Here is a 25,181-nt window from a genome sequence, read left to right as displayed (position 1 = left end):
CTTACAGGAGGTGCAATATGGCTCGAACATTAACCATCAGCCTTGGAGATGAACTTCAGGGCTATGCTCAACAGCTGGTCGATTCCGGTGCGTACTCATCCGTCAGTGAAGTGGTGCGTGAGGCGTTAAGAAACCTGAGAGAACAGAAAGCTTCCTCAAGCCTGGAGCAATTGAGGGCAATGATTGACGAAGGTGACAACAGTGGTGAACCGGTTGATCTTGAAGTTGAAAAGTTCCTTTCCCAAATGAAAAAACGGTAACCCTTATGCCCCCATCCAAGCAGTACTTGTTCAAGCCCCGTGCACGACAGGATTTGGAGGGCATATATGACTATACCGTGAGTGAGTTTGGAGAAGAGCAGGCTGATCTGTATATCCGAAATCTTTTTGATACCTTTCAACGACTGGCTGAAACACCGGGCTTTGCTCGATGCCGGGATGACCTCAGAAAAGGGCTCAAATCATACCCTGTGAAGGCTCATATCGTTTTCTTCAGAGAAACGGTGAATGGCGTATTAATTATCAGAGTGCTTCACCAATCGATGGATTTTCAATCACAAAAGTACTGATCGATCCTGGGAAATGCTCACTGTTGTCGAAGATTTATAGTTTTGGTGTTTTGATAGTGGTTGAGTTCTGATGGGGTAATACTGTCGTATCGGGCTTCCAATCGTTTTCGACTGTCCTCCTGGTGCTGGTCGAAATCCAGCCTTGACCCTTTGCCCGTCAGAGTTTCCAGATTCAACTGTTTCAATGTATCAGCATTCAACTCTGGCAGTTTGTTTTGCAATTTTAACAATGCCAGCCACTCGCTAAGATCAATCTGGTTCCAGTCCACTGAATGCAGAGTTTCAGGCGTTATACCCGAGCAATCGGGATGTTTGGCAGAGCCCCATCCAGTGTTCAGCTGCTTTCTGATCTGTACTTGCATGATGCGGGAAAGGGGTGAACTGAAACAGCAATAGCTGTTGTACTCCATGCTGCTCAATCCCAGGAACTTGCTTTCCCTGTAAATGCCGACTTTATGGCAGGTTTTCATCTCACTTTTAATGGCCAATTCAAATTCTTCGGTTTCACATTTATTGGTGATCTGAATAATCAGTTTGGTCATGGTGTAAGCTGTGTAGATTATGGTGACGACGCTGATCGCTGAGGTGATGGCCGGGTTCATAATCAGGGTTTGTTGGCTCAGCTGACCGTCCTGAGAAGCCGGGTTGTCACCAACCGTTCGGAACAGTAGATTGATGGCATCCTCGCCCAGAATTTTATAGACGACTTCCGTCATTTTTTTGCATCAGTTGTTGCTGCATATTTCCGAGCATCGTGTCCTGAGATAAAGAGCGCGCTTCCTGTGACAGCTCACCGGTGATGGGTCTGGTAGTGGCAGTCTGAGTGTGAACTTCAGCCGGTGTCGACCATAGCTTTTCTGTGAGCTTGTCCCAGCTTTTGCCTAAATCGGAGCATCTGAAGGTTTTTCCATCATCAGATTTGGTAGCTGGTTGGTAACAGATTGAGGGTTTCGTGTTATAGCATCATATTGCTGGTCGATCTGATGGAGCCAGGTTGAGCGGGTATGTTGCTCAAATATGCGAATGGCTTCCTGAGTTGGTTTCTGCCATTGCAGTGTGAAAGCAGAAAGCTAACAATCGACCCAGCAGCTTGTAGCAGGCACGTATTGTCATTGGCTGACGGTCTGGCAACAATCCCGATACTACCAAAGCAGATACATAGCGTCGTCTTTAGCCAATGGGTGACGATGCATTCCCCATGCTGCGGCTGAAGCTCCGATCCAGTGTGCTTTCTGCTTTTCCGGCTCAGGCCAGAACATGCTCATTTTATACTCGCTTTTGAGGAACCAGGGAATGATAAGGCTGTGGCACTGGACCTCTTCTCCTATGGTTTTTCTGCCAAGACCATTCTTCAACAGCCGGTTTGCGACTCAGGCAGTCGATCAGCAGCAGTGCATTCGTCAGCACCAGTACCAGCAGCATCAGCCTGTCCACACAGAGCTGCTGACGCTATTGCTTCAAACGACGCAGAGAGTCTTGAATGGTCATTTTCGGGAAGGGTAAAGACCCGAACATAAGGGTTGGGCAAGGTTCTGGCTTCTACAAAATAAAAGCCCAGCCAGTAAAGTCGATGGCTCAGGTGACCGTCAGGGTGACGATCCCGAAACCGTCGATAAACACGAATCGCCATCCAGCCCAGAAGCAGCTGGTCAAACCAGATACCCCAAATCAGGCCCATGGCTACGGGGTAGATTTCATCCAGAGACCAGAACAGGAACTGGATGGGGTCGTTGATGGTGCAGGGGATTTCCATCTGGTTCTTCCTGTCAGGATTGGGAAAGGTCTTGTGCTACAGGTGCTTCAGGAATTCCTCTTGCACCAGAGATTCCAGTTCCAGCATGGAGCTTAATTGTTGCTTTTTGGCAGTTTCATGAAGCTGGACAATAACTTCATATTGATCCGGCTCACCTTCTGCGTCACAGAAAACTTTGAGTTCATCCGGAATAATTTCATAGTTAATCATAATGGCCAGTGCCTGTACCAGAGAGGGGCGGTCTTGCCAGTGAAAATAAGCCAGAAGTCGATCTTTAATTACATCGGAGGCATGCAAAATGGGTATGTCGCCTTGTTTTGAATGAGCGACAGTGGTTTCTTCAATAATCTGGTTTCCAATAGCGAGAGGTGCAGAAGGAAACTCAACACAAATCTGCGTTGACTCATTGACAAACACGCGGCCTTGTTTAAAAAATCCTAATTCAGCCATTGCGGTTTTCAGCGATTCTGAGGCGTCGTAGCTGGTGTTAACCATATCAATATCTTTGGTCAGGTATAGGTTTTCACTGTAAATTTCAACGGCTAAACCACCCACCAAAACCACCCGAATGCCATGCTGCTTAAGATGATTGGCGACAATGGCTGCCAGTTCAACAATGGGCGTGCTACTAAAATCTGTCATGATTTAATTCTGAAATTAATGATCCCTTGGTCGGATAGCAATAGTCGGTTTGCCTGCTGCTCTGGGACGGGTTCTGGTCATGGTGAGGTTCTGGATCATGGAGTCCGGATAGGCCGACAGGGCCGACTTAAGCAGTTCTTTCAATGGCGACAGGAAAGGATATCGGGGGTTAAACTGATATTCTCTGAGCTTGCCAATCAGGTAGCTCACCAAAACACCATCTTCTTCGAGCCGGGCAAGCTGCTTTTGCACGGAGTTTGAGGAAATTCCGTAAAATTCGGCAATGGCCTTGCCATAACCGGAGCTGCGAAGCATTAGATATATCAGGATTTTTTCCTGACTTTCCGCTCGTAGAATGCCTTTCAAAATGAACATGATGTAATATATTATGTTACCAATATGTGGTAAATATATACCATTTCATGATATTTATAAATCAATCTATGGTTTTGAGTGGCGGTTAGAGCTGGTTTTTTGTTCTTGATACAAGTTGAGTTGTTCAGGTCGAAACCCATGAAATCGGGTTTCCAATCGTTTTCGACTGTCCTCCCGCTGCTGGTCGAAATCCAGCCTTGACCCTTTGCCCGTCAGAGTTTCCAGATTCAACTGTTTCAATGTATCAGCATTCAACTCTGGCAGTTTGTTTTGCAATTTTAACAATGCCAGCCACTCGCTAAGGTCAATCTGGTTCCAGTTCACAGCTTGCAGAGTTTCAGGCGTTATACCCTGGCAATCGGGGTGTTCGGCAGAGCCACATCCAGTGTTCGGCAGCTTCCTGATCTGTACTTACAAGATGCGGGAGAGGGGTAAACTGAAACAGCAATAGCTGTTGTACTCCATGCTGCTCAATCCCAAAAACTTGCTTTTCCTGTAACCGCCGACTTGATGGCAGGTTTTCATCTCCCGTTTGGCGGCCAATTCAAATTCTTCGGCTTCACATTTGTTGGTGATCTGGATAATTAGTTTGGTCATGGTGTATGCCGTATAGATCGTGGTGACGACGCTGATCGCTGAGGTGATGGCCAGGTTCATAATCAGGGTTTGTTGGCTCAGCTGACCGCCCTGAGAAGCCAGGTTGTCACCAACTGTTCTGAACAGTAGATTGGTGGCGCCTTTCACCACCGTCAGGAATACATAAACTCGTAAAAAATGCCCAAAATTTGAATGATCGTCCACTGCCTTTCCTTCAAGCTAACCACATGTTTCTCCTGATTATTGACCGTTAATACACTAATCCCCTGGAAACAGAAGAATACCTGTCTCGCTGTTGGATTCTGGCAGGGCTTTTTTTCTGCTCTGGTAATACACGACTCTGCTTTTTCAGTTCCTGCCTTACTCTGTGCTGGATAGCAGTGTAGACCATCAGGCACAGAGTCATCACCATTAACGGGGATTCAAGTTCCGCTTTCTTCAGATAGAGTGAAGTGACCAGAAAGTCCGGGCTCTTCAGGAACCGAAAGCTACCTCCAACCTGTTGTTGTGACTTATAGGTAGACAGCAGCCCAGTGGCATTCAAACTATCTTGATCCAGTTCATTGGTGCTAAGGATAAAACAACCCAATATGAATACAGTTCAAGTCGTCTGGATTGTCATGACTTTCATAGACTCCATCCACATGAAAGCTTGTGCCATCCAGATTTAATGCCTTGCAAGGAAGTTTCAGATAATGACGACCTTGACGGCCAGATTGCGATACAAGTCATTAAAACCAGCGTCGTGCAGACTATCGAGAGTCCGACCAAGTACCTTGTCGTTCAAGTGGTCGGCTTATATAACTTTCCTGATAAGGCGGTCAGTCGGCTTACCATCAAAAAACTCAGGGTACATGTACAGTGTCTGTCCCTTAAAGCCCAAGTCACCATTTCTTTGACAACAGATTTTAGGTAAATATCAACCGGGGTGGTGGAAGGCGGTTACTCATCTTGAGATTTTAGAAAGTTTCTGGGGGGCTGGTTGCGCTACTCTCGGTCGGCTTTCTATACCACCAAGACCACCAGAGTAAGTGGATTTCTAAAAACAGCTCTGGGTGACCTTGCAGGTTGCGGATATCTTTCGCTGTAGTGAATAAAAGTGGGTGTTGGTAGGCTTCAGGAATTTTATAGATTTTCAGGATTTTTTTATGGCTTTGCTGAAGCTCATCTTTTAGTTTCTTTTCACAGTCTAGCGCTTCAGGGGTGCCCACCTCAATTGGCGCTTCTCGTTGAAGTCTTTTTTTCAATGGTTCGCCAAACTGGTTGCGAACAAAGAAAATCCGCTCCGATGGATGATTCCGCCTTAACAGAGCCTGCAATACCTCTGAATCAAGCTCGTTAAACCCATACTCCCCCATAACCAGCAAACCAGCTCTTTTGAGCCTATGGTGTCCCTGTGTTTATGGCTCCTGCCAGTGGTAATGTAAACGACAAAACCTGTTTTCAGGAAATTATCAAAAATCATTTGTCATGTTTTAAGGCCGCTTTGAATAGCCGCTATGTGGTGACCACCGGTTTAGTGTCACTTGATAGAGGTACCGAAAACATTGCAAAAATCATTGAGCTATGGAAGGAAGAGTAACCCCACCAGGTTCAGGAAATTCTGGGCTATTCTCTGATGCACCACCAATAATGAGATTCACCTATGTCGTTCCTTTATTTTTCCAGAACAGACATTCAACACGGATTGTCTTGTTATTTTCTGGCAAACAAGAAGGGCGTGATGGGTATTTTGGTTCTTTCCCTGCTGGCTATGCTAGTTGTGCCGTTATGTTATTCCTCAACCCTTATTGATCGTCATCATCCCGATGGGCGCAAGTTTCGGATTGAAATCAACGATGGGAAAACACGCAATAGCACACTGACAGTGACAGGAGGCCAGCGTGCTGGCAATGCCGATTTTCCCGGTGTCGCCAGCGGAGTTTTTTTTTATTCGCCTCCTCCTCCCTGGGGAGGTGGAGGCGGCAGGCCATCGGGATTATTCGAAATTGACCTAACTATTCTGCAACCCGTCATCAACTGGCTGATGTCCATAGGTAAGGATTCTGGTGCCGCCACGACTTGCCCGGAGGATGGTCAACCCTCTGGCAACAAACTTAACGCGGGATCAAATGACGCAACTAACCAACACCATCAACAGGAAAAAAGAGAAGCACCTGAAAATCGGGAGAACAAATCACCGGGAGAAGGTAATGGTAGCAGCGGCGATGGCAATAACAGAAAAGACGACAATGGAGAGGAGGGTAAAAATAATGCTTCGACTCAGGACCTTGAGCTACTTGCCAACCAGCTTTTAGCCATCATTGAAAGCGACGAACCCAACGCCGCTTTTAAATTCAGGGAAATGTTAGAGAAGCTGGACATGCCTCAGCGTTTGAAGGTTCTGGAAACAAAAGGCACAAACATCAGCGGCAATACCGTTACTCCTCTAGAGGCGATATTGGCACTGCCGCGTTCTTCCCATGAACACTCAACTCGCAACCGATTTATCGGGCAGCTGATAGAAGCCGCTGGCAACAAACGCCAGATGATTTTGTCTGATATTGTTTTGGACATAATCCACAAGGTCAATCAATCTCACCAACAACCACAGATAGGGGATTTTGAAAAAGGTTGCTTTACTGAGTACTTTATTCAATTGTTCCTGCTTCATTCAAACCCGGTTGAGCGTATTCGCAATCTATTAGAAGAAATATCAGATTTAGCCATAAGGAATGAGATTATAAATAATGCACAATCATTAACACTCCCCACCTCTTTTCTGGATACCTTGAAACAATTTAACCAGCACTCATCGTTCCATGAATTAATGCGCTTGTCAAATGAACTGCGTATGCAAAATGATTACATAGCGATCACTACTTCGGTCAATAATGGACTGCGTGTAGATAAACATGAATCCAGACAAATTATTGGTGCAGAGTGCGCGATATGTAAGGAGCAGTTTGAACGCTCATCAAATATAGTGAAAACGCCCTGTAATCACCTTTATCACGTCGATTGTTTAAATCAGTGGCTCAAAAAAAGGAAGCAGGATCGTGCAATTCAAGATTGCCCTACATGTCGTACACAATTATATGGCTTAAGAAAAAAACTTAACGACTTTAACAAACTATTGAGAAAATACGACGGTTGTCATTCTTTAGCTACTGCAAAAAGAGCATTTAAGGAATTGAATATAGCAGAAACAAGTTTTGCAACCTTTTATCATTTTCTCCAATATTGCCGACATAGCAGCCAGACATCTGATGATTCAAAGTTTAAAAATATCTTGCGAAGCTTCATTCGTCCCGTGATAAAAGCCGAGATCCACCATGACGGTAAAGTCAACTCAGCCACCTTCAGCGCCAATAACCACCGTGTGGTGACCGCCAGTGACGATGGCACTGCGAAAATCTATGTCTTTCAGTCCGATGGATCCTGGAAGGAAGAATTCACTATTCGTCACGATGGTCTGGTCAAATTGGCCAGCTTCAGCGCCGATAGTAACCGTGTGTTGACCGCCAGTGAAGACGGGACAGCAAAAATCCATGTTCTGAAGGAGGGTGGATCATGGCAAGAAGAACTCACTATCCAACACCCTGGGCCCATTAATTCAGCCAGCTGCAGCGCCGATGGTAGCCGTGTGTTGACCGCCAGTGACGATGGGGCAGCAAAAATTTATGTTCTGAAGGAGAGTGGATCATGGGAAGAAGAAGGAACCACCCACCATGATGGTTCGATCCATTTAGCCAGCTTCAGTCCTGATGGTAGCCATGTGTTAACTGTCGGCAAAGATAACCTGGTAAAAATCACAGGCAAATCAGCTAATGGATCATGGCAAGTAAAATTTATCTTTCTCCATAGGGACCATGTCAACTCAGCCATCTTTAGCCCCAATAACCGCTATGTGGTGACCGCCAGTAACGATGGCACGGCAAAAATCATTGGCCAGAAAGGCGATCAGTCTTGGGAAGAAGAATTCACCATTAGCCACATTGGTACCAATGGTTCGATCCTATCAGCCGCCTTCAGCCCCAATAGCCGACATGTGCTGACTGTTGGCAAGGATAATCTGGTTAAAATCATTGGCAAACAGGCCGATGGATCATGGCTGGAAAAAGCCATCATTTCCCATAGTGATCATATCAACTCAGCCACTTTCAGTCCCAATAGCCACCATGTGATAACCGCCAGTTTCGACAAACAGGCAAAAATCTACAGCAAAAAGACCGATGTATTATGGGAAGAAGAAATCACTAACCACCACAATCATAGGGTCTCCTCAGCTACCTTCAGTCCCAATAGCCTAAGAGCAGTAAGCACCAGTCTGGATGGAACGGCAAAAACCCGTAGCCGTAAGAATGGGGAAGAAGGATTCACTATCCTTCATCATGGTGGTTTCACTTCGGCCACCTTCAGTGCCGATAACTGCCTTTTGATGACCTTTGGTGAAGATCCTACGGCGAAAATCAATATCCTGGGCAATTCACGGAAAAAAGAACTCCTTATCCACAACTCTGGTCCGATATCCTCAGCCACCTTCAGCGCCAATAGCCGCTTTGTGGTGACCACCGGTTTAGTGTCACTTGATAGAGGTACCGAAAACATTGCGAAAATCATTGAACTATGGAAGGAAGAGTAACCCCACCAGCGTTCTGGAAATTCTGGGCTATTCTCTGATGCACCACCAATAATGAGATTCACCTATGTCGTTCCTTTATTTTTCCAGAACAGACATTCAACACGGATTGTCTTGTTATTTTCTGGCAAACAAGAAGGGCGTGATTGATATTTTGGTTCTTTCCCTGCTGGCTATGATGGTTGTGCCGTTATGCTATTCCTCAACGCTTATTGATCGTCATTATCCCGATGGGCGCAAGGTTCGGATTGAGATCAATGATTGGAGAACACGTAATAACACACTGACATTGACAGGAGGCCAGCCCGCTGGCAACGCCGACTTTCCCGGTGTCGGGAGCGGAGGCTTCTTTTATTTGCCTCCTCCTCCCTGGGGAGGTGGAAGACCATCGGGATTATTCGAAATTGACCTGACTATTCTGCAACCCGTCATCAACTGGCTGATGTCCATAGGTAAGGATTCTGGTACCGCCACGACTTGCCCGGAGGATGGCCAACCCTCTGGCAACAAACCTAACGCGGGATCAAATGACGCAACTAACCAATACCATCAACAGGAAAAAAGAGAAGCACCTGAAAATCGGGAGAACACATCACCGGGAGAAGCTAATGGTAGCAGCGGCGATGGCAATAACAGAAAAGACGACAATGGAGAGGAGGGTAAAAATAATGCTTCGCCTCAGGACCTTGAGCTACTTGCCAGCCAGCTTTTAGCCATCATTGAAAGCGACGAACCCAATGCCGCTTTTAAATTCAGGGAAATGTTAGAGAAGCTGGACATGCCTCAGCGTTTGCAGGTTCTGGAAACAAAAGGCACAAACATCAGCGGCAATACCGTTACTCCTCTAGAGGCGATATTGGCACTGCCGCGTTCTTCCCATGAACACTCAACACGCAACCGATTTATCGGGCAGCTGATAGAAGCCGCTGGCAACAAACGCCAGATGATTTTGTCTGAGATTGTTCTGGACATAATCCACAAGCTCAACCGATCCGACCAACAACCACAGATAGGGGATTTTGAAAAATGTTGCTTTACTGATTACTTTATTCAATTGTTCCTGCTTCATTCAAACCCGGTTGAGCGTATTCGAAATCTATTAGAAAAAATATCAGATTTAGCCATAAGGAATGAGATTATAAATAATGCGCAATCATTGACATTCCCCACCTCTTTTCTGGATACCTTGAAACAATTTAACCAGCACTCATCGTTCCATGAATTAATGTGCTTATCAAATGAATTGCGTATGCAAAATGATTACATAGCGATCACTGCTTCGGGCAATAATGTACTGTTTCTGGATAAACATGAATCCAGTCAAATTATTGGTGCAGAGTGCGCGGTATGTAAGGAGCAGTTTGAACGCTCGTCAAATATAGTGAAAACGCCCTGTAATCACCTTTATCACGTTGATTGTTTAAGTCAGTGGCTCCAAAATAGGTATCAGAGTCGTGCAATTCAAGATTGTCCTACATGTCGAACACGAATAATTGGCTTAACAACAAAACTTTACCACTTTAACAAACTATTGAGAAAATACGACGGTTATCATTCTTTAGCTACTGCAAGAAGGGCAGCGAATGAATTAAATACAGAAGAAACAAATTTTGCAACCTTTTACCATTTTATCCAATATTGCCGACATAGCAGCCAGGCATCTGATGATTCAAAGTTTCTAACTATCTTGCGAAGTTTCATTCGTCCCGAGGTAAAAGTCGAGATCCGCCATGACGGTAAAGTCAACTCAGCCACCTTCAGCGCCAATAACCAACGTGTGGTGACTGCCAGTGACGGTGGCACTGCCAAAATCTATGTCTTTCAGTCCGATGGATCCTGGAAGGAAGAATTCACTATTCGTCACGATGGTCCGGTCAAATCAGCCAGCTTCAGCGCCGATAGTCGCCGTGTGTTGACTGCCAGTGACGATGGGACAGCAAAAATCCATGTGTGGAAGGAGGATGGATCATGGCAAGAAGAAATCACTATCCGCCACCGTGGGTCCATTCATTCAGCCAGCTTCAGCGCCGATAATTGCCGTGTTTTGACCGCCAGTGACGGTGCAGCAAAAATTTATGTTCTGAAGGAGAGTGGATCATGGGAAGAAGAAGGGAGCATCAACCATGATGATCCGATCCATTTAGCCAGCTTCAGTCCTGATGGTAGCCATGTGGTGACTGTTGGCAAAGATAACGTGGTGAAAATCAAGGGCAAATCCGCCGATGGATCATGGCAAGTAAAATTTATCGTTCTCCACAGGAACCATGTTAACTCAGCCATCTTTAGCCCCAATAACTGCTATGTCGTGACCGCCAGTAACGATGGCACGGCAAAAATCATTGGCCGGAAAGACGACGAATCATGGGAAGAAGAATTCACCATTAACCACATGAGTACCGGTGGTTCGATCCTATCAGCCACCTTCAGCCCCGATAGCCGACATGTGCTGACTATCGGCAAGGATAACCTGGTTAAAATCATTGGCGAACAGGCCGATGGATCATGGCTGGAAAAAGTCATCATTTCCCATAGTGATCTTATCAGCACAGCCACTTTCAGTCCCAATAGCCGCCATGTGGTGACCGCCAGTTTCGACAAACAGGCAAAAATCTACGGCGAAAAAACCGATGTATTATGGGAAGAAGAAATCACGATCCACCACAATCATAGGGTCTCCTCAGCCATCTTCAGTGCCAATAGCCGACGTGTAGTAACCACCAGTCTGGATGGAACGGCAAAAACCCATAGCCACCAGAATGATGGATCATGGAAAGAAGGAATCACTGTCCTTCATCATGGTGGTGGTTTCACTTTAGCCACCTTAAGTGCCGATAACTTCTATTTGATGACCTTTGGTGAATATCTTACGGCGAAAATCAATATCCTGGACAATGCACGGAAAAAAGAACTCTTTATCTTCAACTCTGGTCCGATATCCTCAGCCACCTTCAGCGCCAATAGCCGCTTTGTGGTGACCACCGGTTTAGTGTCACTTGATAGAGGTACCGAAAACATTGCGAAAATCATTGAACTATGGAAAGAAGAGTAACTCCAGTAGCACCCCGGAAATTCTTGGCTATTCTCTGATGCACTACCAATAATGAGATTCACCCATGGCGTTCCTTTATTTTTCCAAAACAAACATCCAACACGGATTGTTCTGGCATTTTCTGACAAACAAGAAGGGCGAGATGGGTATTTTTGTTTTTTCCCTGCTGGCTATGCTAGTTGTGCCGTTATGCTATTCCTCAACCCTTATTGACCGTCATCATCCCGATGGGCGCAAGTTTCGGATTGAAATCAACGATGGGAAAACACGCAATAGCACACTGACAGTGACAGGAGGCCAGCGCGCTGGCAATGCCGATTTTCCCGGTGTCGCCAGCGGATTTTTTTTTATTCGCCTCCTCCTCCCTGGGGAGGTGGAGGCGGCAGGCCATCGGGATTATTCGAAATTGACCTGACTATTCTGCAACCCGTCATCAACTGGCTGATGTCCATAGGTAAGGATTCTGGTGCCGCCACGACTTGCCCGGAGGATGGCCAACCCTCTGGCAACAAACCCAATGTGGGATCAAATGACGCAACTAACCAACACCATCAACAGGAAAAAAGAGAAGCACCTGAAAATCGGGAGAACACATCACCGGGAGAAGCTAATGGTAGCAGCGGGGATGGCAATAACAGAAAAGACGACAATGGAGAGGAGGGTAAAAATAATGCTTCGCCTCAGGACCTTGAGCTACTTGCCAGCCAGCTTTTAGCCATCATTGAAAGCGACGAACCCAATGCCGCTTTTAAATTCAGGGAAATGTTAGAGAAGCTGGACATGCCTCAGCGTTTGCAGGTTCTGGAAACAAAAGGCACAAACATCAGCGGCAATGCCGTTACTCCTCTAGAGGCGATATTGGCACTGCCGCGTTCTTCCCATGAACACTCAACACGCAACCGATTTATCGGGCAGCTGATAGAAGCCGCTGGCAACAACCGCCAGATAATTTTGTCTGAGATTGTTCTGGACATAATCCACAAGCTCAACCAATCCGACCAACAACCACAGATAGGGGATTTTGAAAAATGTTGCTTTACTGATTACTTTATTCAATTGTTCCTGCTTCATTCAAACCCGGTTGAGCGTATTCGCAATCTGTTAGAAAAAATATCGGATTTAGCCATAAAGAATGAGATTATAAATAATGCACAATCATTAACACTCCCCACCTCTTTTCTGGATACCTTGAAACAATTTAACCAGCACTCATCGTTCCATGAATTAATGTGCTTATCAAATGAACTGCGTATACAAAATAATTACATCGCTGTCAATTCTTTCGACGATAATGCACTGCGTGTCGATAAAGAAGAACCTGCAGACATTATTGATGCAGAGTGCACGGTATGTCAGGAGCAGTTTGTACGATCATCAAATATGGTTATAGTAAAAACGCCCTGCAATCATCTTTATCACGCAGGTTGTTTAAATCAGTGGCTGAAAAAAAGGAAGCACGATTGTTCAATTAGAAATTGTCCTTCATGTCGGACAGAATTAAATGCCTTAACTAAAAACCTTTCCGAATTTAACGAACTATTAAGAAAATACGACGGCTGTCATTCTTTAGCTATTGCAGAAAGAGCAGTTGAGGAATGGAATAAAGCAAAAACAAGTTATGAAACCCTATACCATTTTGTCCAGTTTTGCCGACATAGCAGCAGGGCATCTGATGATTCACAGTTTGTAAAACTCTTGCGACGCATCCTTCATCCCGTGACAAAAGCCAAGATTTACCATAAAGGTGAGGCCAACTCAGCCACCTTCAGCGCCAATAACCACCGTGTGGTGACCGCCAGTGACGATGGCACTGCGAAAATCTATGTTTATCAGTCCGATGGATCATGGAAGGAAGAACTCACTGTCCGCCACGATGGTCCGGTCAAATTAGCCAGCTTCAGCGCCGATAGTCGCCGTGTGTTGACCGGCAGTGACGATGGGACAGCAAAAATCTATGTTCAGAAGGAGGATGGATCATGGCAAGAAGAAATCACTATCCGCCACGACGGGCCCATTAATTCAGCCAGCTTCAGCACCGATAGCAGCCGCGCGTTGACCGCCAGTGACGATGGGACAGCAAAAATCCATGTTCAAAAGGAGGGAGGATCATGGGAAGAAGAAGTGACCATCAACCATGATGGTCTGATCCACTTAGCCAGCTTCAGTGCTGATGGTAGCCATGTGGTAACTGCCGACAAAGATAACCTGGTAAAAATCACAGGCAAATCCGCCAATGGATCATGGCAAGTAAAACTTATCGTTCACCATGAGGGCTCTGTCAACTCAGCCATCTTTAGCCCCGATAACCGCTATGTGTTGACCGCCAGTAACGATGGCATGGCAAAAATCATTGGCCAGAAAGACGACAAGTTATGGGAAGAAGAATTTACCATGGGTCACATTAGCACCGATGGCCCGATCGCATCAGCCGCCTTCAGCCCCGATAGCCGACATGTGCTGACTGTCGGCAAGGATAACCTTGTTAAAATCGTTGGCAAGTGGGCCGATGGATCATGGCTGGAAAAAGCCATCATTTCCCATAGTGATGGCATCAACACAGCCACCTTCAGTCCCGATAGCCGCCATGTGGTGACCGCCAGTTACGACAAAGAGGCAAAAATCTACGGCGAAAAGACCGATGTATTATGGGAAGAAGAAATCACTATCCACCACAATCATTGGGTCAGCTCAGCCACCTTCAGTCCCGATAGCCAACATGCAGTAACCAGCAGTTATGATGGAACGGCAAAAATCCATAGCCACAAGAATGATGGATCATGGGAAGAAGGGCGCACTATCCGTCATACGGGTTGGGTTGCTTCAGCCATCTTTAGTGCCGATGGCCGCTTTGTGATGACCTTTGGTGTTGATGGTACCGCGAAAATCAATTACCTGAAGGGCGCTATCCAATTCACTATCCGCCACCCCTTTGCAATCCCCTCAGCCAGCTTCAGTGCCGATAGCCGCTTTGTGCTGACCCAAAGTTTGTTGCCAGTATCTGATGGTCCCGCCAGCATTGTGAAGATTACTGAACTATGGAAGAATGATTGAGAAGGGCATGGTTGGTATTTTTGTTCTTTCAATGCTGGCTATGATGGTTGTGCCCTTATGCTATTCCTCAACCCTTATTGATCGTCATCATCCCGATGGTCACAGGGTTCGGATTGAAATCAATGATGGGAGAACACGCAATAGCACCCTGACATTGACGAGAGGCAAGCCCGCTGGCAACGCCGATTTTCCCGATGTCGGCAACGGAGGCTTCTTTTATTCGCCTCCTCATCCCTGGGGAGAAAAAGAAAAGAAAGAAAAAAGAAAAGGACATCCATATAAAAGGTAAAAAGAAAAGGACATCCATATAAAAAAAGAAAAGGACATCCAAGAAAAGAAAAGAAAGAAAAGGACATCCATATAAATCCATATAAAATATAAACTAATAAATACGGTTCAAAAACCGAGAGCCCAGAAGTCCATTAAGCCCTGACAGCCACTCAAAGGAGGATATTAATCGTTTATCATAACAAACAACAAGCGAATCACTCAAAAGGGGGGGAAGTCAGAAATAGCAGAGCTCCCCAGATGACAGGAGAAGCAAATAACAACGGGAAAATTAGGCAATCAACTTATGCAACGAAATAAACGACTACAGGTAAACAATCCCTTCACCCATTGCTGCCCCATTTCCCGAGCAAAAGTTTTCATGGCTTCCAGCCTGCCCAATGCCCGATAGAAGCGATTATTCCATCTCATGGTTTTGAGCCATTCATTTGAATCAATTTCCAATCGGGTCAGAATGGGCGGGATATCTGAAGGGATTGAACCTTTCTTATCAGATCGGACTGCACGGCCACTCCAGTCAAGCAGCTCAAGATAATCGTGAAGAATATAAGGTAATGCCTTATCCGGATTTTGCCCCCGTGATCGAAAAGGCATGAGGGTGATTGGCTGCTTTCGGGTATCAGAACCTTCCAAATTTTCTATTCGTTCTTGTATCGACGTGTAGTCTGATCCTTCTGGAGTTTCCGCCATTTCAGCACGGAGCGGATTCAGGTCAACATAGGCCATGCAGGTCAACAACGCTGCCTCATCCAACAACGCCTGACTTTTAAACCGCCCTTCCCAGAAGCGACCTTTACAGCCATCTTCCTGGTTAGCCTCACGGGCAAGATATTCGTTCAGGCAACGCATGAACCAGCTGATGTTCGTTAAACGATTTCGATACTCTTCAACAAATTCGTCCACGCGAGCCAGTTCCGAATGACTCAGCTGGTTAGCAGCAAGATACCTCTGAACCAGAAGCGGCCCTGTGAAAAGCCTTGTCCATCGACTCAAAATTTCGTCTCTTGTCCACTCTCTGGCAGGTTTTTGATTAATATGCAAAACCACATGATAGTGATTCGACATGACAGCATAGGCGCAGACTTCTATAGAAAAGATTGAAACCAGTTCTCTGAGTTTATCTACAATCCACTGCCGACGGTGCTCGTAGTTTTTGCCTGTTAAATAATCCTCTCCACACAAATACGCTCTGCGTACGCATCGAGCTATGCAGTGATAATAAGGCGTGGAACTTGGGTCGATCAAAGAACTTCGTGCACGGGTCATAACCTCTCCTGCCGGAACTAAAACTCAGCAACGAAAAAGATAGACGAACTGATTTTTTTGTCAAATATAAGGGTGTCCTATTCTATTATTTTTTCCTATTATTCTTTTGTCAAATATAAGGGTGTCCTATTATTCTCGCTATTATTCTTCGTCATCTTCAGGGTGTCCTATTATTTTTGTTTTTTCTATTATTCTTTTCTTATTCTTTATTTTTTATTTTTCTTTTTTATTTTCAGGGTGTCCTATTATTTCATTTGCTTCCTATTATTTTTGCTGGCTGCATACCGCTGGCAGGGAGAGTCCATCCTGAACAACAGCCACTTTGTTTGGGTTGATCGGGATCAGTAGCAGAAATTATTGTGATTACAATAAGTCAGAAGCCGGTAACACCAGGCTTTCAATAGAGACGGTTACAGCGGCGATGGGTAGAGGCGGTCTTCAATGATATCTCCGGTAGAGGCATTTACGACCAATCTTTTCTTATAGCGGCTTTCGTCCAGATAATAAATTTCCCGGACTGGCTGTTTTTTCCAGCGAGCCAGACGGGTTTTCAGGATCACCATGCTCTTGTGAGTATCCCTGGCCTTTGTTATGACCTGATTCAGGGACAGCAGTTTACCCTGAGGTTTCATTGTGTAGTTGTATTCGTCAATGATCATGCCAGTATAGGCATCAAGCGTCGTAGACCAGCGCTTGTGTTTCTTGTCTATAAAGTCAACGATTTGAACCAGCTGGCCATTTTGCATGTCGGTCCTTGTTTTCAGTATGGCTACAACAGAATGTTTACTTTTGACTTTGGCTATGATTTTTTCCAGCGGCATGGGCGACTGTAATTGAGCAACTTCAATGATCCTGCCTGATCGGGCATCAACCACTGCACGCTGGTTTCTGTTCATACTGTCAGTGAAGTCTATGACCCTGACCTTACGTTTGTCTTCTTCAGTCATACGTACACTCTGAATGATGACCTCACCGTACTTCTTTCGAATCTGAATGATGATCTGTTCCAATGGCCACAGGCGGTTAGCTTCCACAGGTGTTGGCGATTCGGCCTTGCCGTCAGTCACTAATAATAACGACATGATCAGTGACAGGATCAAGGCTCGAGAGAAACAGGACAGGAATTGTCTGTACATAACACAGTACCTGCGTTTTATATTGCAGATGCGAAGCCGCAGAAGAGGTCTTATGCAAACTGGAACATAAAACCGAATTATGAATTTACATCTTTCCGACAGGCTTCCGGCTGAATGGTTTTGTTTTCAGTCAAACTCATTGAAGCCATATACTAGCTGTTAATGTAGATTTGAATGGTTGGAATGCAAGCCTGAGTCTTCTCCAATATTAACTGACCATCGCCCGATAAAGGCTGTCCAAAACTCTAACAACTCGTCCCTTCGCTCCGCGTGAGAGCGCATAAGGGCCGGGAACCGGACTTTGATAACAAAGACAGCTTATGGGAGTCCGTGTTTTGCGACAGCCTTGACAGGGCGAGCAGAGTCAATCTTGATAAGCTTTGCGGACTTCTTCGGCAATAACATGGATACCACGCTCTACCGTTTCATTATCGCGTGAGTAAGTCATCCTCAGACATTCATGCTTGTGTTGCCAGTCATCATCCATGCCCGGGAAGAAATAGTGGCCGGAGACGACCAGAACGTTACGTTTTTTCAGTCGCTCGTAAAGTTCCTGACTGCTGATGGGCAGTCCTTCAAACCAGAGCCACAGGAACATGGCACCTTCCGGTTTGTGTATTTTCCAGTTCACGCCATTGAGATACTTATGTAATAGAGAAACGGCAAATCTGACCTTGTCTTCATAGTAAGGACGAATCACATTTTTACTAAGATCTATGATGCTGTCATCACGGATCATATCCAGCACAATCAGGCTACCAAAGCTGTTGGGAGCCAGATTCATGATGGCGTTAATACCAGACAATGCTTTGATAACCTGTTCGTTGGCAATGACGATGCCGGTTCTGGCAGCGGGCAGCCCAAGCTTGGAAAGGCTAAGACAGAGAATGGTGTTCTCATTCCATTCCGGGTTGGCATTACTGAAGATCAGATTCGGGAACGGGGTGCCGTAGGCGCCGTCAATGATCAGAGGAATGTTATGGGCTCTGGCTATTTCGTCCAGCCGACTGACTTCCGAGTCGGTCAGGACATTGCCGGTTGGGTTGGTCGGGCGGGAAGCGCAGAGTGCACCGGTCCGTTCATCGACTTTCAGGCTGCTGAAATCAACATGGTATTTGAACATGTATTTATCAATGATCCTGATTTCAGGCTTGTTAGCGATGAAGAAATTTTCACTCAGACCTGCATCACCGTAGCCAATATATTCAGGCGCCAGTGGTAACTGAATACAACGATGACTGCCATCATCATAATCACCAGCAAACATATTGAAGAGCATGAAAAATGCCGCCTGACTGCCGTTGCTCAGAGCAATGTTTTCCGGCCCCAGCTGCCAGCCAAACTGACGGTTCAGAAAGCGAGCCGTCTCATGAATAAATTCTTTTTCTCCCTGGGGGGGGTCATAGGTCCCGATCAGACGGGTGAACTCAGATTGACTATCCAGAATTTTCCGAAGTCGCTGACGAAAAGCCTCTTCCACTTCAGGAATATGGGCCGGATTGCCTCCACCCATCATGATCATATCCTGGCCGCCGGCCAGTGCATTTCCCAGGTCATCCATAAGTTGGAGAATGCCCGAATGACTGGTAAATTTCGTGCCAAATGTGGAAAGCTTCATGCTTGTCTCAGGTCAACATAAAATCGAAAGGCTTTTGCTCATTCGCAGTAAAGCCCGGAAAGGGTTATCCTGCTGAAGGCTGTATTGAGTGAAGATTGCCGTCAGGGTGCAAGACTGTCGCAAAAGTGCTTCGCTTTGCCCGCTACTTGTGCGCTAGTCCCGGTGCTTGCGGACACTCGAGTCGTTTGAATCGCAGCGCTCTTATACCAGGAAATAACTGGGCAGTTTAACTGAGATTGTGCTTTTGTGCATAAGATATTTTATGCAGCCCCGCCGCCGCCCTGCTCATCGTTTGCAGCGGGGCGGGGTTCCGGCGAACTCTTTGCAAGCTACTCGGGTATAGGATCTTCTGCAATAGCATTCATTTTGATAAGAGGCTCCCTTTGGAGAGAACGTTTACTTTTGTACCTCATGTAGCTGATTACAATGCCCGCACCAACAAGGGCAACTACGCCAGTGGTTATCAGAACGGTTTGCCAGTCGTGCATACCTGACGAGTCGAGTCTTTTCCTGTCGTCCGAAAACTCAAGACCTGCCGGAGTTGAATTGTTGTTGGTTGGCTGTATTTGTGTCACGAGGCTTTGTGAATGGGTGGGCAGGCTGCTGGCTGGTGATGAATCTGGATGTTCTCTGGTGCTGTTACCCCTGGTATTTATATGTTCGGAAATTTTATCCTTGCTACTGTTGCTGCGTTTATCGGTAGACTTTAGTGGGGTTGGCGAAGCCGGCGGTGATGTGCCATTGAAATTTTTGTGTGAACTTGCCGTTATCGACTCTAAATCAGATTTACTTCTGAGGGATAAGCCAGAGGTCACTGGTTTCTCTGCCCGGGAGCTCAGATCGGGTGTTGTGACAGAATGCGTTGCAGACTCTCTGAAACTGCTCTCATAGCTTGTTTCTGTTGGCTTTTCTGAAAAGCGACGGCTGTCTGAAGAGGGTGTTCCAGGAAAGTGATTCCTGCGCTTGTCGGAGTCTGACAGCTCAGACGGGGGGAGTCCTGTTGTTGGAATGACAAACCCTCCCGGGCAGGAAGTCGTCCCGTCAGAAAATACAAAGCCACCGATGATGGTAGTATGTTCAAGCTGGTGGCAGGGATCATTACCTAAGGTATTAAACTGGTTGTTTCTGTCGCCTGAGAGTGTGACAGGCAGTGTCAGATCGCTCCGACGTTCTATGGACACCCGCTTGCCAAGAAGCTGGTTTGATTTCAACACCAGTTTTTGATAACCGGTCAAAGACAGTGCTGCCTGATAACCCTGGATAAGATTGCCCGTCATATCCACAGTCAACGGGGCTTGCCATTCTACGCTGCTCTGGTTCGGGCCATCAATGCTGATGCCTCTTGTATCCCCGTCATCCACTTCTGTTGTCACAAACTCATTGTTGGCAATGCTGACTTTAACGTGTTCGGGAAGAGCCAGGCTCATAGCCTTTGGCGCATTCCCCAGGATGTAATTATCCTTGAATTCCAGAGCCTGAATAAATTCAGGTTTGGGTGTGGCATCCCGGTAGGTAAGGTCAATATCCACAGCCGTTTCAACGGGATTTCCCTTGTCGTAGCAGGAATAGACCTTATTGTTCGAAAAGCTAATCAGGGTTCTGTTCCTGAAAAGTGCTGAATAGACGTTTTCCGATTCATCGGCAAGAGAAAGGCTGATAGCCGGTTTGAGGATCTGAAAGAACTCATTCCTGAAAATATTGGCCATGTAGCCATTGTCCGGGACTTCCACGGACTTCAGGTTCAACTCTCCTTTCAGCATCTCAGCTTGCGCTTCGTGGCTGGGAGCAGTGACGATCTTCGAACTAGTTCCGCAGAATTTGCCACCATCATCCTTAAAGCCCTCTAGTGCAGGTAACGTGGTCAAACCCGTAATCAGGATGCCGGCACCGTCAAAGTGAATCAGCTCAACTAAAGGACTTATTTTAGGATCTATTTTGCTGCTTTTGTGGGAGCGATAGTAATATCCATCGCATGTATGTTCGAACTTAACTTTTCTCTTCAGGGCAGCAAAATAGTCGTCTGCCAATGAACCATCACGGCTGTCCAGTGGCACCCCGATGAGCATCTGCCCTGCTTTTAAATTGATGGTTTTTCTGACCTGAAAGTGTTCAAGCCAGTTACCGGGCAGGACTGAAGGCAGATCGTCGTGTTTACCGGCAATGACCGGCCGTTTCGAAGCGCAGTCTTCACCAGCGGAAACAGCTTCTGACTTCATGCCGACACCCACCAGAATAAACGCGGTGTTGGTGGTCTCTTCCCATGGTTTGTCACTATTGAACTCATCAATGTCTTCGTCGAGATAGCTGCTTCTGGTCGGGGTATTGATAACACATCGGTCAATGGATTGTCTGGTCCTGGCAGAGACTTGCCTGAGTGCTTTTACAGTTGCCTGTTTCATGGCTTCTGAGGTGAGCAGGTCGAGGTTCACGACTCTCCCTGAGCACAACTCGGAAAGTTCCAGTCTGCCTGTTGCGACAGTGGTTTGAGGTTGGCTGGCACTGTAAGTGGGGCTCGCGGTTGTTGCAGTGGTGGGGAAAGCTGGGGAAGATTCAGCCAATAAGGCCGTTATAAAAATAATAATGCAGAGAGACAGTAAGTATTTCATGGCGTCCTCATTACACAATAAGTGTCGTAAAACAAAAACGGTTAGTACAGGCAATCATTCATGCCGAAAAATGGCTGCTCAATATCAAGCAGGTACTGTTGTTTTTGTTAGATAATGTTTTTATTTGCTAAGGGAGTATAGACGGTGTTATCCATTGGTAGGTTTTTTTGAGAATTGATCGAAATACTGGCGCAAAAACGTTTTCTTCAGGGGTGAGTGATTTACAGCGAAACCTCGCCTGTATCCTGCCTCATGATTTGACTGGAGGCAGGGTATTCCGGTGACCTGTTTGCATTGCTCAGAACTTGGATTTTGGTCCTGATAGTGCCATTTCAGAACCAAATCTCGCCAAGTAATAGTTTCTTATTTTGTACTTAAGGTATCCGCCAATAACACCCAGGGTCGCAATCGAAACTCCGCCAATGACCATTGCTGTGAGTGGCCAGGCGTTGGAGTCTTCCGGGTTGTTACTTTCTGTATAAGCAGAGAACTGAAAATAAGTGCTCTCTGTTGCATCGCTGAATGCTGCCTGTATTTCAGTCACGGCGCTGAGTAAAGCGGGGGTTGATTTACTGCTGGATGATGGATCAGGATACAACCCCCGCTTTTGATGACCTGCCAGAGACAATGCAGCCTGATAACCTTTTATAAGTTTTCCGGTTACATTAAGGGTTAATGAGGCTTGCCAGTTCTTGCTGCTCTGGTCCGGGCCATTGATACTGATACCTTTTGTATCCTTGTCACTGACTTTTGTCGTCACAAAAAGATTGTTGATAATGCTGGCTTTAACCTGTTCCGGAAGCACAAGGTTTATGGCTTGCGCTGCATTTCCCAGGATGTGATTGTCATTAAATTCCAGAGCCTGAATGACCCCGGACTCTGGTGAGGCATTCTGATAGGCAATGTTAATATTCACGGCCGTTTCAACCTGCCCCGGGTAGCAGGAATAGACCTGATTGTTCGAAAAATCAATCAGGGTTCTGTTGTTAAATAACCTTGAATCTACGTCTCGGGATTCATCCGCCAGAGAAATGCTAACGGCGGGCTGAAGGATTTGAAAGAGCTCATTCCCGAAAATATTGACTATGTCGCCTTCATCCGGAACTTCCGGCGATTTCAGGTCCAGCTCTCCTTTCAGTATTTCAGTGTGCATTTCGTGGCCTGGAGCGGCTCTAAGTGTATTAAGCCAATCCCGATCGCAAAGAGTTTTTGTTTGGAGGTCAGCCTGATAAGTACCAGTGAATGATGGTAACGTGGTTAAACCAGTAATCAGGATGTTTGTACCACTAAAATGAATCATCTCCCCTTTGTAAAAAAGACTTCTGAGGTTGTATAAGTGTTTGGAGCAGTTATTTGCCGGGTCAATTTTTCTCTTTAGACCTGCAAAATAACCCTTTGCAAATGCACCGTTGCTGCTATCCAGTGGCACCCCGATCAGCATCTGTCCCGGTTTTAAATAAATGGTTTTTCTGAGCTGAAACTGTTCAAGCCAGTCCCTGGGTAAAACCGAAGGCTGTCCCTTCTGTTTTCCGGCAATGACCGGTTTCGTCGAAGCGCAGTCCTCTGCTGCTCTGACAGGTTCTGATTTTATGCCGACACCTACCAGCAGGAAAGCGGTATTGGCGGTGTCTTCTCTTGATTTGTTGGTATTGAATCCATTGATGCTTTCATCAAGATAGTTTCCCTTGGTCGGGGTCTCGATAACACAACGGTCGATGGGCTGTGTAGACCTGGCCAGGACCTGTTCCAGAGCCTTTACCGTTGCCCTTTTCATGGCCACAGTGCTGAGCAGTTCCTGATTCTCGATATTTCCTGAGCAGAGCTCGTAAAGCCTAAGTTCACTTGTTGCGGCAGTGGTTTGACTTGTTGGTATTGTCGGCAAAGCCGGACAAGATTCAGCAGACAGGACCGTTATAAGAGCGAGAATGCCAAGAGACAGTAAAAGCTTCATCGTTTCCTCGTTAGACAACATTGCTCGTAGAGTAAAAGCGTTTTCTACAGACAATCATTCATGCCCTGTCAGGACTACTGGTTTAATCTCAACCAGGTAATATCGTTTTTACTGGACAGCGCTTTTTATTCAACAGAGGAGTATAGGTAGCAGGCAGAAATAAGGCTGATAAAAATCATTATTTTGCAAAAGGTTTTATTGGCCGACTGAAACTGACTGTCCTATTAAAACCATTCACCTTTTTGATGGCACGAAGAGTCTTGAAGATATTGATATTTCTGCCGCTGGTTTTTCTGGTCTGGTGGGGCCCTGCTCAAGCTTCAGGGGAAGGACAGCCGGGAGTGGCTTTTTGTCATGAAGCCTTGTTGCTGATTTTTCTGACTCCCTTGTTTAGCGCCCATATTCCTGTTTATAACGGCCTGATGCCAAATACGATCCGGGCGATAGGCGGCAGCTCTCAGGATAGGGTTTTTGAGGCGGCCAGTAATCTGAACTCTTTTTATGGTGCCTTGAACGGAATTCTGCAGTTCGGCGCCGATGTGAGCCGGTGCAGTGATAAGAGCTCAACTGATGAGAATAGCGGGGGGGGTAACAGAAAAGGCACAGGTACGAAAGAGGCGTCGTCTGAGCCAGATAGGCTTGTTGCGACCGGGGGGGAGGATCACAAGGAGGATAATAGCGATGGACGAAGCTCGGGACCTGGAGATAAAAAGATTTCTCATCTGTGCTGGTATTGCCAGAAAAAGGCGATTCGCTGGAAATACTCCTGTTGTGGCAAATGTCTTTGTGAAGACTGCTATCGGTTCTTTGGAGCCTCACCTGCCAGGTGTCCATGCTGTGGCAAGAGCAGAAGGCCCAGGGTTCACTGTAATCTTTGCCCTCCTGAGCATAGAACTATTGTACTTGATCAGGGGGGGGGCAGGGCTCATTTTTTTTCGGAGCATTTGCAACAGTGGTCCAGAGGAAGAGTCCATGCAATGTGTCGGCATTGTAGCGAGAACCTGGAATTAAATCTTCCCCGGCAACAGCTCATGAATGCTTTGCTGCAACACTGTTTTACCGCCTGTATTTTTCCCCGATGTGAGAGTGTTTTAACAGCAGAAACAGACAACACTGCTCATTTTGAGTCCTCACATCAGGGGCAGGCGGAATGTCCGGTATCAGGCTGCACTCTTAATCAGTTCGGGCGCATTCACCAGCCTTCCGCTTTCCACATGAATAGCCATTTGCAATACAGCTGTTGTTTTTGTGCTGTAACTTTCAACAACCAGCAAGTCCTGCAAGCTCATCTGCCCCGTCATATCGAGTCATACCGTTGTGGTTCATGCCAGGGTGATGAGGGGGCTGAGTCCCTGCTTCGAGTGCTTCTGATGGGAGGTCATCTGCAACAGTTCGACAATGCGGATTATACGGTTGATCTGCCACTGATGTCAGAAATGGCAGTGGTTAATCACTGGGCGTTTTTCCATTGTCAGATCAGTTGTCCGATATGCTCTCGGGCACTGCAGGGTTGTGATAGTGTGGTCGTCCAGGAGCATATTGATAATACCTGTTCAAGAGTTGAGCGTCTCTCCGGGTCAGATCAGAATCGGGGAGGCTTAAATACTGATTACGAGTTTGAGGATGGGGATAGTCCAGAGTGATATTCAGTCACTGTTGT

Annotated in this window: 24 protein-coding genes and 1 pseudogene; 9 read left to right on the top strand and 16 right to left on the bottom strand. The window is 46.3% G+C overall.

The annotated features are described in order from the left end of the window. The first annotated feature begins 17 nt into the window (after nt 1-17). Nucleotides 18-260, top strand: coding sequence for a type II toxin-antitoxin system ParD family antitoxin (locus ACO6V5_RS10520; protein ID WP_422133102.1), 243 nt, complete (start codon nt 18-20; stop codon nt 258-260). 5 nt (nt 261-265) lie between these two features. After that, on the top strand, nt 266-568 hold the full coding sequence (locus ACO6V5_RS10515) for a type II toxin-antitoxin system RelE/ParE family toxin (RefSeq protein ID WP_422137538.1): 303 nt from the start codon (nt 266-268) through the stop codon (nt 566-568). A gap of 17 nt (nt 569-585) precedes the next feature. Here ACO6V5_RS10515 and traN (ACO6V5_RS10510) read toward each other — a convergent pair whose 3' ends face one another. The 11 genes and pseudogenes from traN (ACO6V5_RS10510) to ACO6V5_RS10460 all read right to left on the bottom strand — a co-directional run bounded on the left by traN (ACO6V5_RS10510) (nt 586) and on the right by ACO6V5_RS10460 (nt 5,182). Then, entirely contained in the window at nt 586-1,284 is a 699-nt protein-coding gene (gene traN / locus ACO6V5_RS10510) for a conjugal transfer protein TraN (RefSeq protein ID WP_422133104.1), read from the bottom strand. 426 nt (nt 1,285-1,710) lie between these two features. Continuing rightward, nucleotides 1,711-1,923, bottom strand: coding sequence for a TraU family protein (locus ACO6V5_RS10505; protein WP_422411821.1), 213 nt, complete (start codon nt 1,921-1,923; stop codon nt 1,711-1,713). After that, nucleotides 1,920-2,321, bottom strand: a complete 402-nt coding sequence (locus tag ACO6V5_RS10500) for a type IV conjugative transfer system protein TraL (protein WP_422137540.1) — start codon at nt 2,319-2,321, stop codon at nt 1,920-1,922. The genes ACO6V5_RS10505 and ACO6V5_RS10500 overlap by 4 nt, the downstream gene beginning before the upstream one ends. 36 nt (nt 2,322-2,357) lie before the next feature. Continuing rightward, on the bottom strand, nt 2,358-2,963 hold the full coding sequence (locus ACO6V5_RS10495; RefSeq protein ID WP_422133107.1) for a hypothetical protein: 606 nt from the start codon (nt 2,961-2,963) through the stop codon (nt 2,358-2,360). 15 nt (nt 2,964-2,978) lie between these two features. Beyond that, nucleotides 2,979-3,278, bottom strand: a complete 300-nt coding sequence (locus ACO6V5_RS10490; protein WP_422133108.1) for a winged helix-turn-helix domain-containing protein — start codon at nt 3,276-3,278, stop codon at nt 2,979-2,981. Nucleotides 3,279-3,404: 126 nt separating this feature from the next. Then, nucleotides 3,405-3,662 carry a hypothetical protein gene (locus ACO6V5_RS10485; RefSeq protein ID WP_422133109.1) on the bottom strand — a complete coding sequence of 86 codons (258 nt, stop codon included), beginning with the start codon at nt 3,660-3,662 and terminating at the stop codon, nt 3,405-3,407. A gap of 87 nt (nt 3,663-3,749) precedes the next feature. Next, nucleotides 3,750-4,139 carry a conjugal transfer protein TraN gene (gene traN / locus ACO6V5_RS10480; protein ID WP_422411824.1) on the bottom strand — a complete coding sequence of 130 codons (390 nt, stop codon included), beginning with the start codon at nt 4,137-4,139 and terminating at the stop codon, nt 3,750-3,752. Then, nucleotides 4,088-4,524 (bottom strand): annotated as a pseudogene (locus ACO6V5_RS10475) (IS1634 family transposase); the annotation flags it as partial. The pseudogene ACO6V5_RS10475 and the gene traN (ACO6V5_RS10480), both read right to left, overlap by 52 nt. Before the next feature lie 99 nt (nt 4,525-4,623). Beyond that, entirely contained in the window at nt 4,624-4,722 is a 99-nt protein-coding gene (locus ACO6V5_RS10470) for a DUF4277 domain-containing protein (protein WP_422133111.1), read from the bottom strand. Nucleotides 4,723-4,731: 9 nt separating this feature from the next. Beyond that, complete coding sequence (locus tag ACO6V5_RS10465) at nt 4,732-4,791, bottom strand: hypothetical protein (protein WP_422137085.1); 60 nt, start codon at nt 4,789-4,791, stop codon at nt 4,732-4,734. A gap of 103 nt (nt 4,792-4,894) precedes the next feature. Next, nucleotides 4,895-5,182: a hypothetical protein gene (locus tag ACO6V5_RS10460; RefSeq protein ID WP_422133112.1), complete on the bottom strand. Its 288-nt coding sequence runs from the start codon at nt 5,180-5,182 to the stop codon at nt 4,895-4,897. A gap of 155 nt (nt 5,183-5,337) precedes the next feature. On the opposite strand from ACO6V5_RS10460, the gene ACO6V5_RS10455 reads away from it, so the two are divergent. The 6 genes from ACO6V5_RS10455 to ACO6V5_RS10430 all read left to right on the top strand — a co-directional run bounded on the left by ACO6V5_RS10455 (nt 5,338) and on the right by ACO6V5_RS10430 (nt 14,945). Further along, complete coding sequence (locus tag ACO6V5_RS10455; RefSeq protein WP_422133113.1) at nt 5,338-5,517, top strand: hypothetical protein; 180 nt, start codon at nt 5,338-5,340, stop codon at nt 5,515-5,517. Between the two features lie 63 nt (nt 5,518-5,580). Next, on the top strand, nt 5,581-8,559 hold the full coding sequence (locus ACO6V5_RS10450) for an RING finger domain-containing protein (protein WP_422411827.1): 2,979 nt from the start codon (nt 5,581-5,583) through the stop codon (nt 8,557-8,559). 64 nt (nt 8,560-8,623) lie between these two features. Then, the gene (locus tag ACO6V5_RS10445; protein ID WP_422411829.1) at nt 8,624-11,605 is read left to right on the top strand and encodes an RING finger domain-containing protein; all 2,982 of its coding nucleotides are present in this window, start codon (nt 8,624-8,626) and stop codon (nt 11,603-11,605) included. Between the two features lie 64 nt (nt 11,606-11,669). After that, nucleotides 11,670-12,020 carry a hypothetical protein gene (locus ACO6V5_RS10440; RefSeq protein ID WP_422133116.1) on the top strand — a complete coding sequence of 117 codons (351 nt, stop codon included), beginning with the start codon at nt 11,670-11,672 and terminating at the stop codon, nt 12,018-12,020. Between the two features lie 29 nt (nt 12,021-12,049). Further along, nucleotides 12,050-14,656: an RING finger domain-containing protein gene (locus tag ACO6V5_RS10435; protein WP_422411831.1), complete on the top strand. Its 2,607-nt coding sequence runs from the start codon at nt 12,050-12,052 to the stop codon at nt 14,654-14,656. Nucleotides 14,657-14,663: 7 nt separating this feature from the next. Further along, a complete protein-coding gene (locus tag ACO6V5_RS10430; protein WP_422411833.1) occupies nt 14,664-14,945 on the top strand; it encodes a hypothetical protein in 282 nt (93 codons plus the stop codon). A gap of 278 nt (nt 14,946-15,223) precedes the next feature. Here the strand turns inward: ACO6V5_RS10430 and ACO6V5_RS10425 are convergent, their stop codons facing one another. From ACO6V5_RS10425 to ACO6V5_RS10405, 5 genes are all read right to left on the bottom strand, one after another. Next, entirely contained in the window at nt 15,224-16,210 is a 987-nt protein-coding gene (locus ACO6V5_RS10425) for a transposase (protein ID WP_422411835.1), read from the bottom strand. A gap of 410 nt (nt 16,211-16,620) precedes the next feature. Then, nucleotides 16,621-17,346 (bottom strand): hypothetical protein, encoded by a 726-nt coding sequence (locus tag ACO6V5_RS10420; protein ID WP_422133120.1) that lies wholly within the window; start codon nt 17,344-17,346, stop codon nt 16,621-16,623. A 364-nt stretch (nt 17,347-17,710) separates the two neighbouring features. Beyond that, nucleotides 17,711-18,964, bottom strand: coding sequence for a valine--pyruvate transaminase (locus ACO6V5_RS10415; protein WP_422133121.1), 1,254 nt, complete (start codon nt 18,962-18,964; stop codon nt 17,711-17,713). Between the two features lie 329 nt (nt 18,965-19,293). After that, complete coding sequence (locus tag ACO6V5_RS10410; RefSeq protein ID WP_422133122.1) at nt 19,294-21,570, bottom strand: hypothetical protein; 2,277 nt, start codon at nt 21,568-21,570, stop codon at nt 19,294-19,296. 298 nt (nt 21,571-21,868) lie between these two features. Further along, on the bottom strand, nt 21,869-23,521 hold the full coding sequence (locus ACO6V5_RS10405) for a hypothetical protein (protein ID WP_422411837.1): 1,653 nt from the start codon (nt 23,519-23,521) through the stop codon (nt 21,869-21,871). Nucleotides 23,522-23,790: 269 nt separating this feature from the next. Between ACO6V5_RS10405 and ACO6V5_RS10400 the strand changes: the two genes are divergently transcribed. Further along, nucleotides 23,791-25,164 (top strand): hypothetical protein, encoded by a 1,374-nt coding sequence (locus ACO6V5_RS10400; RefSeq protein ID WP_422411839.1) that lies wholly within the window; start codon nt 23,791-23,793, stop codon nt 25,162-25,164. Nucleotides 25,165-25,181: the final 17 nt, after the last annotated feature.

The organism is Endozoicomonas sp. ALD068 (assembly GCF_049310145.1).
GTDB lineage: Bacteria > Pseudomonadota > Gammaproteobacteria > Pseudomonadales > Endozoicomonadaceae > Endozoicomonas_A.
The sequence above is the reverse complement of the archived record's forward strand: the minus strand, read 5'-3'. Positions and strand labels throughout refer to the sequence as shown.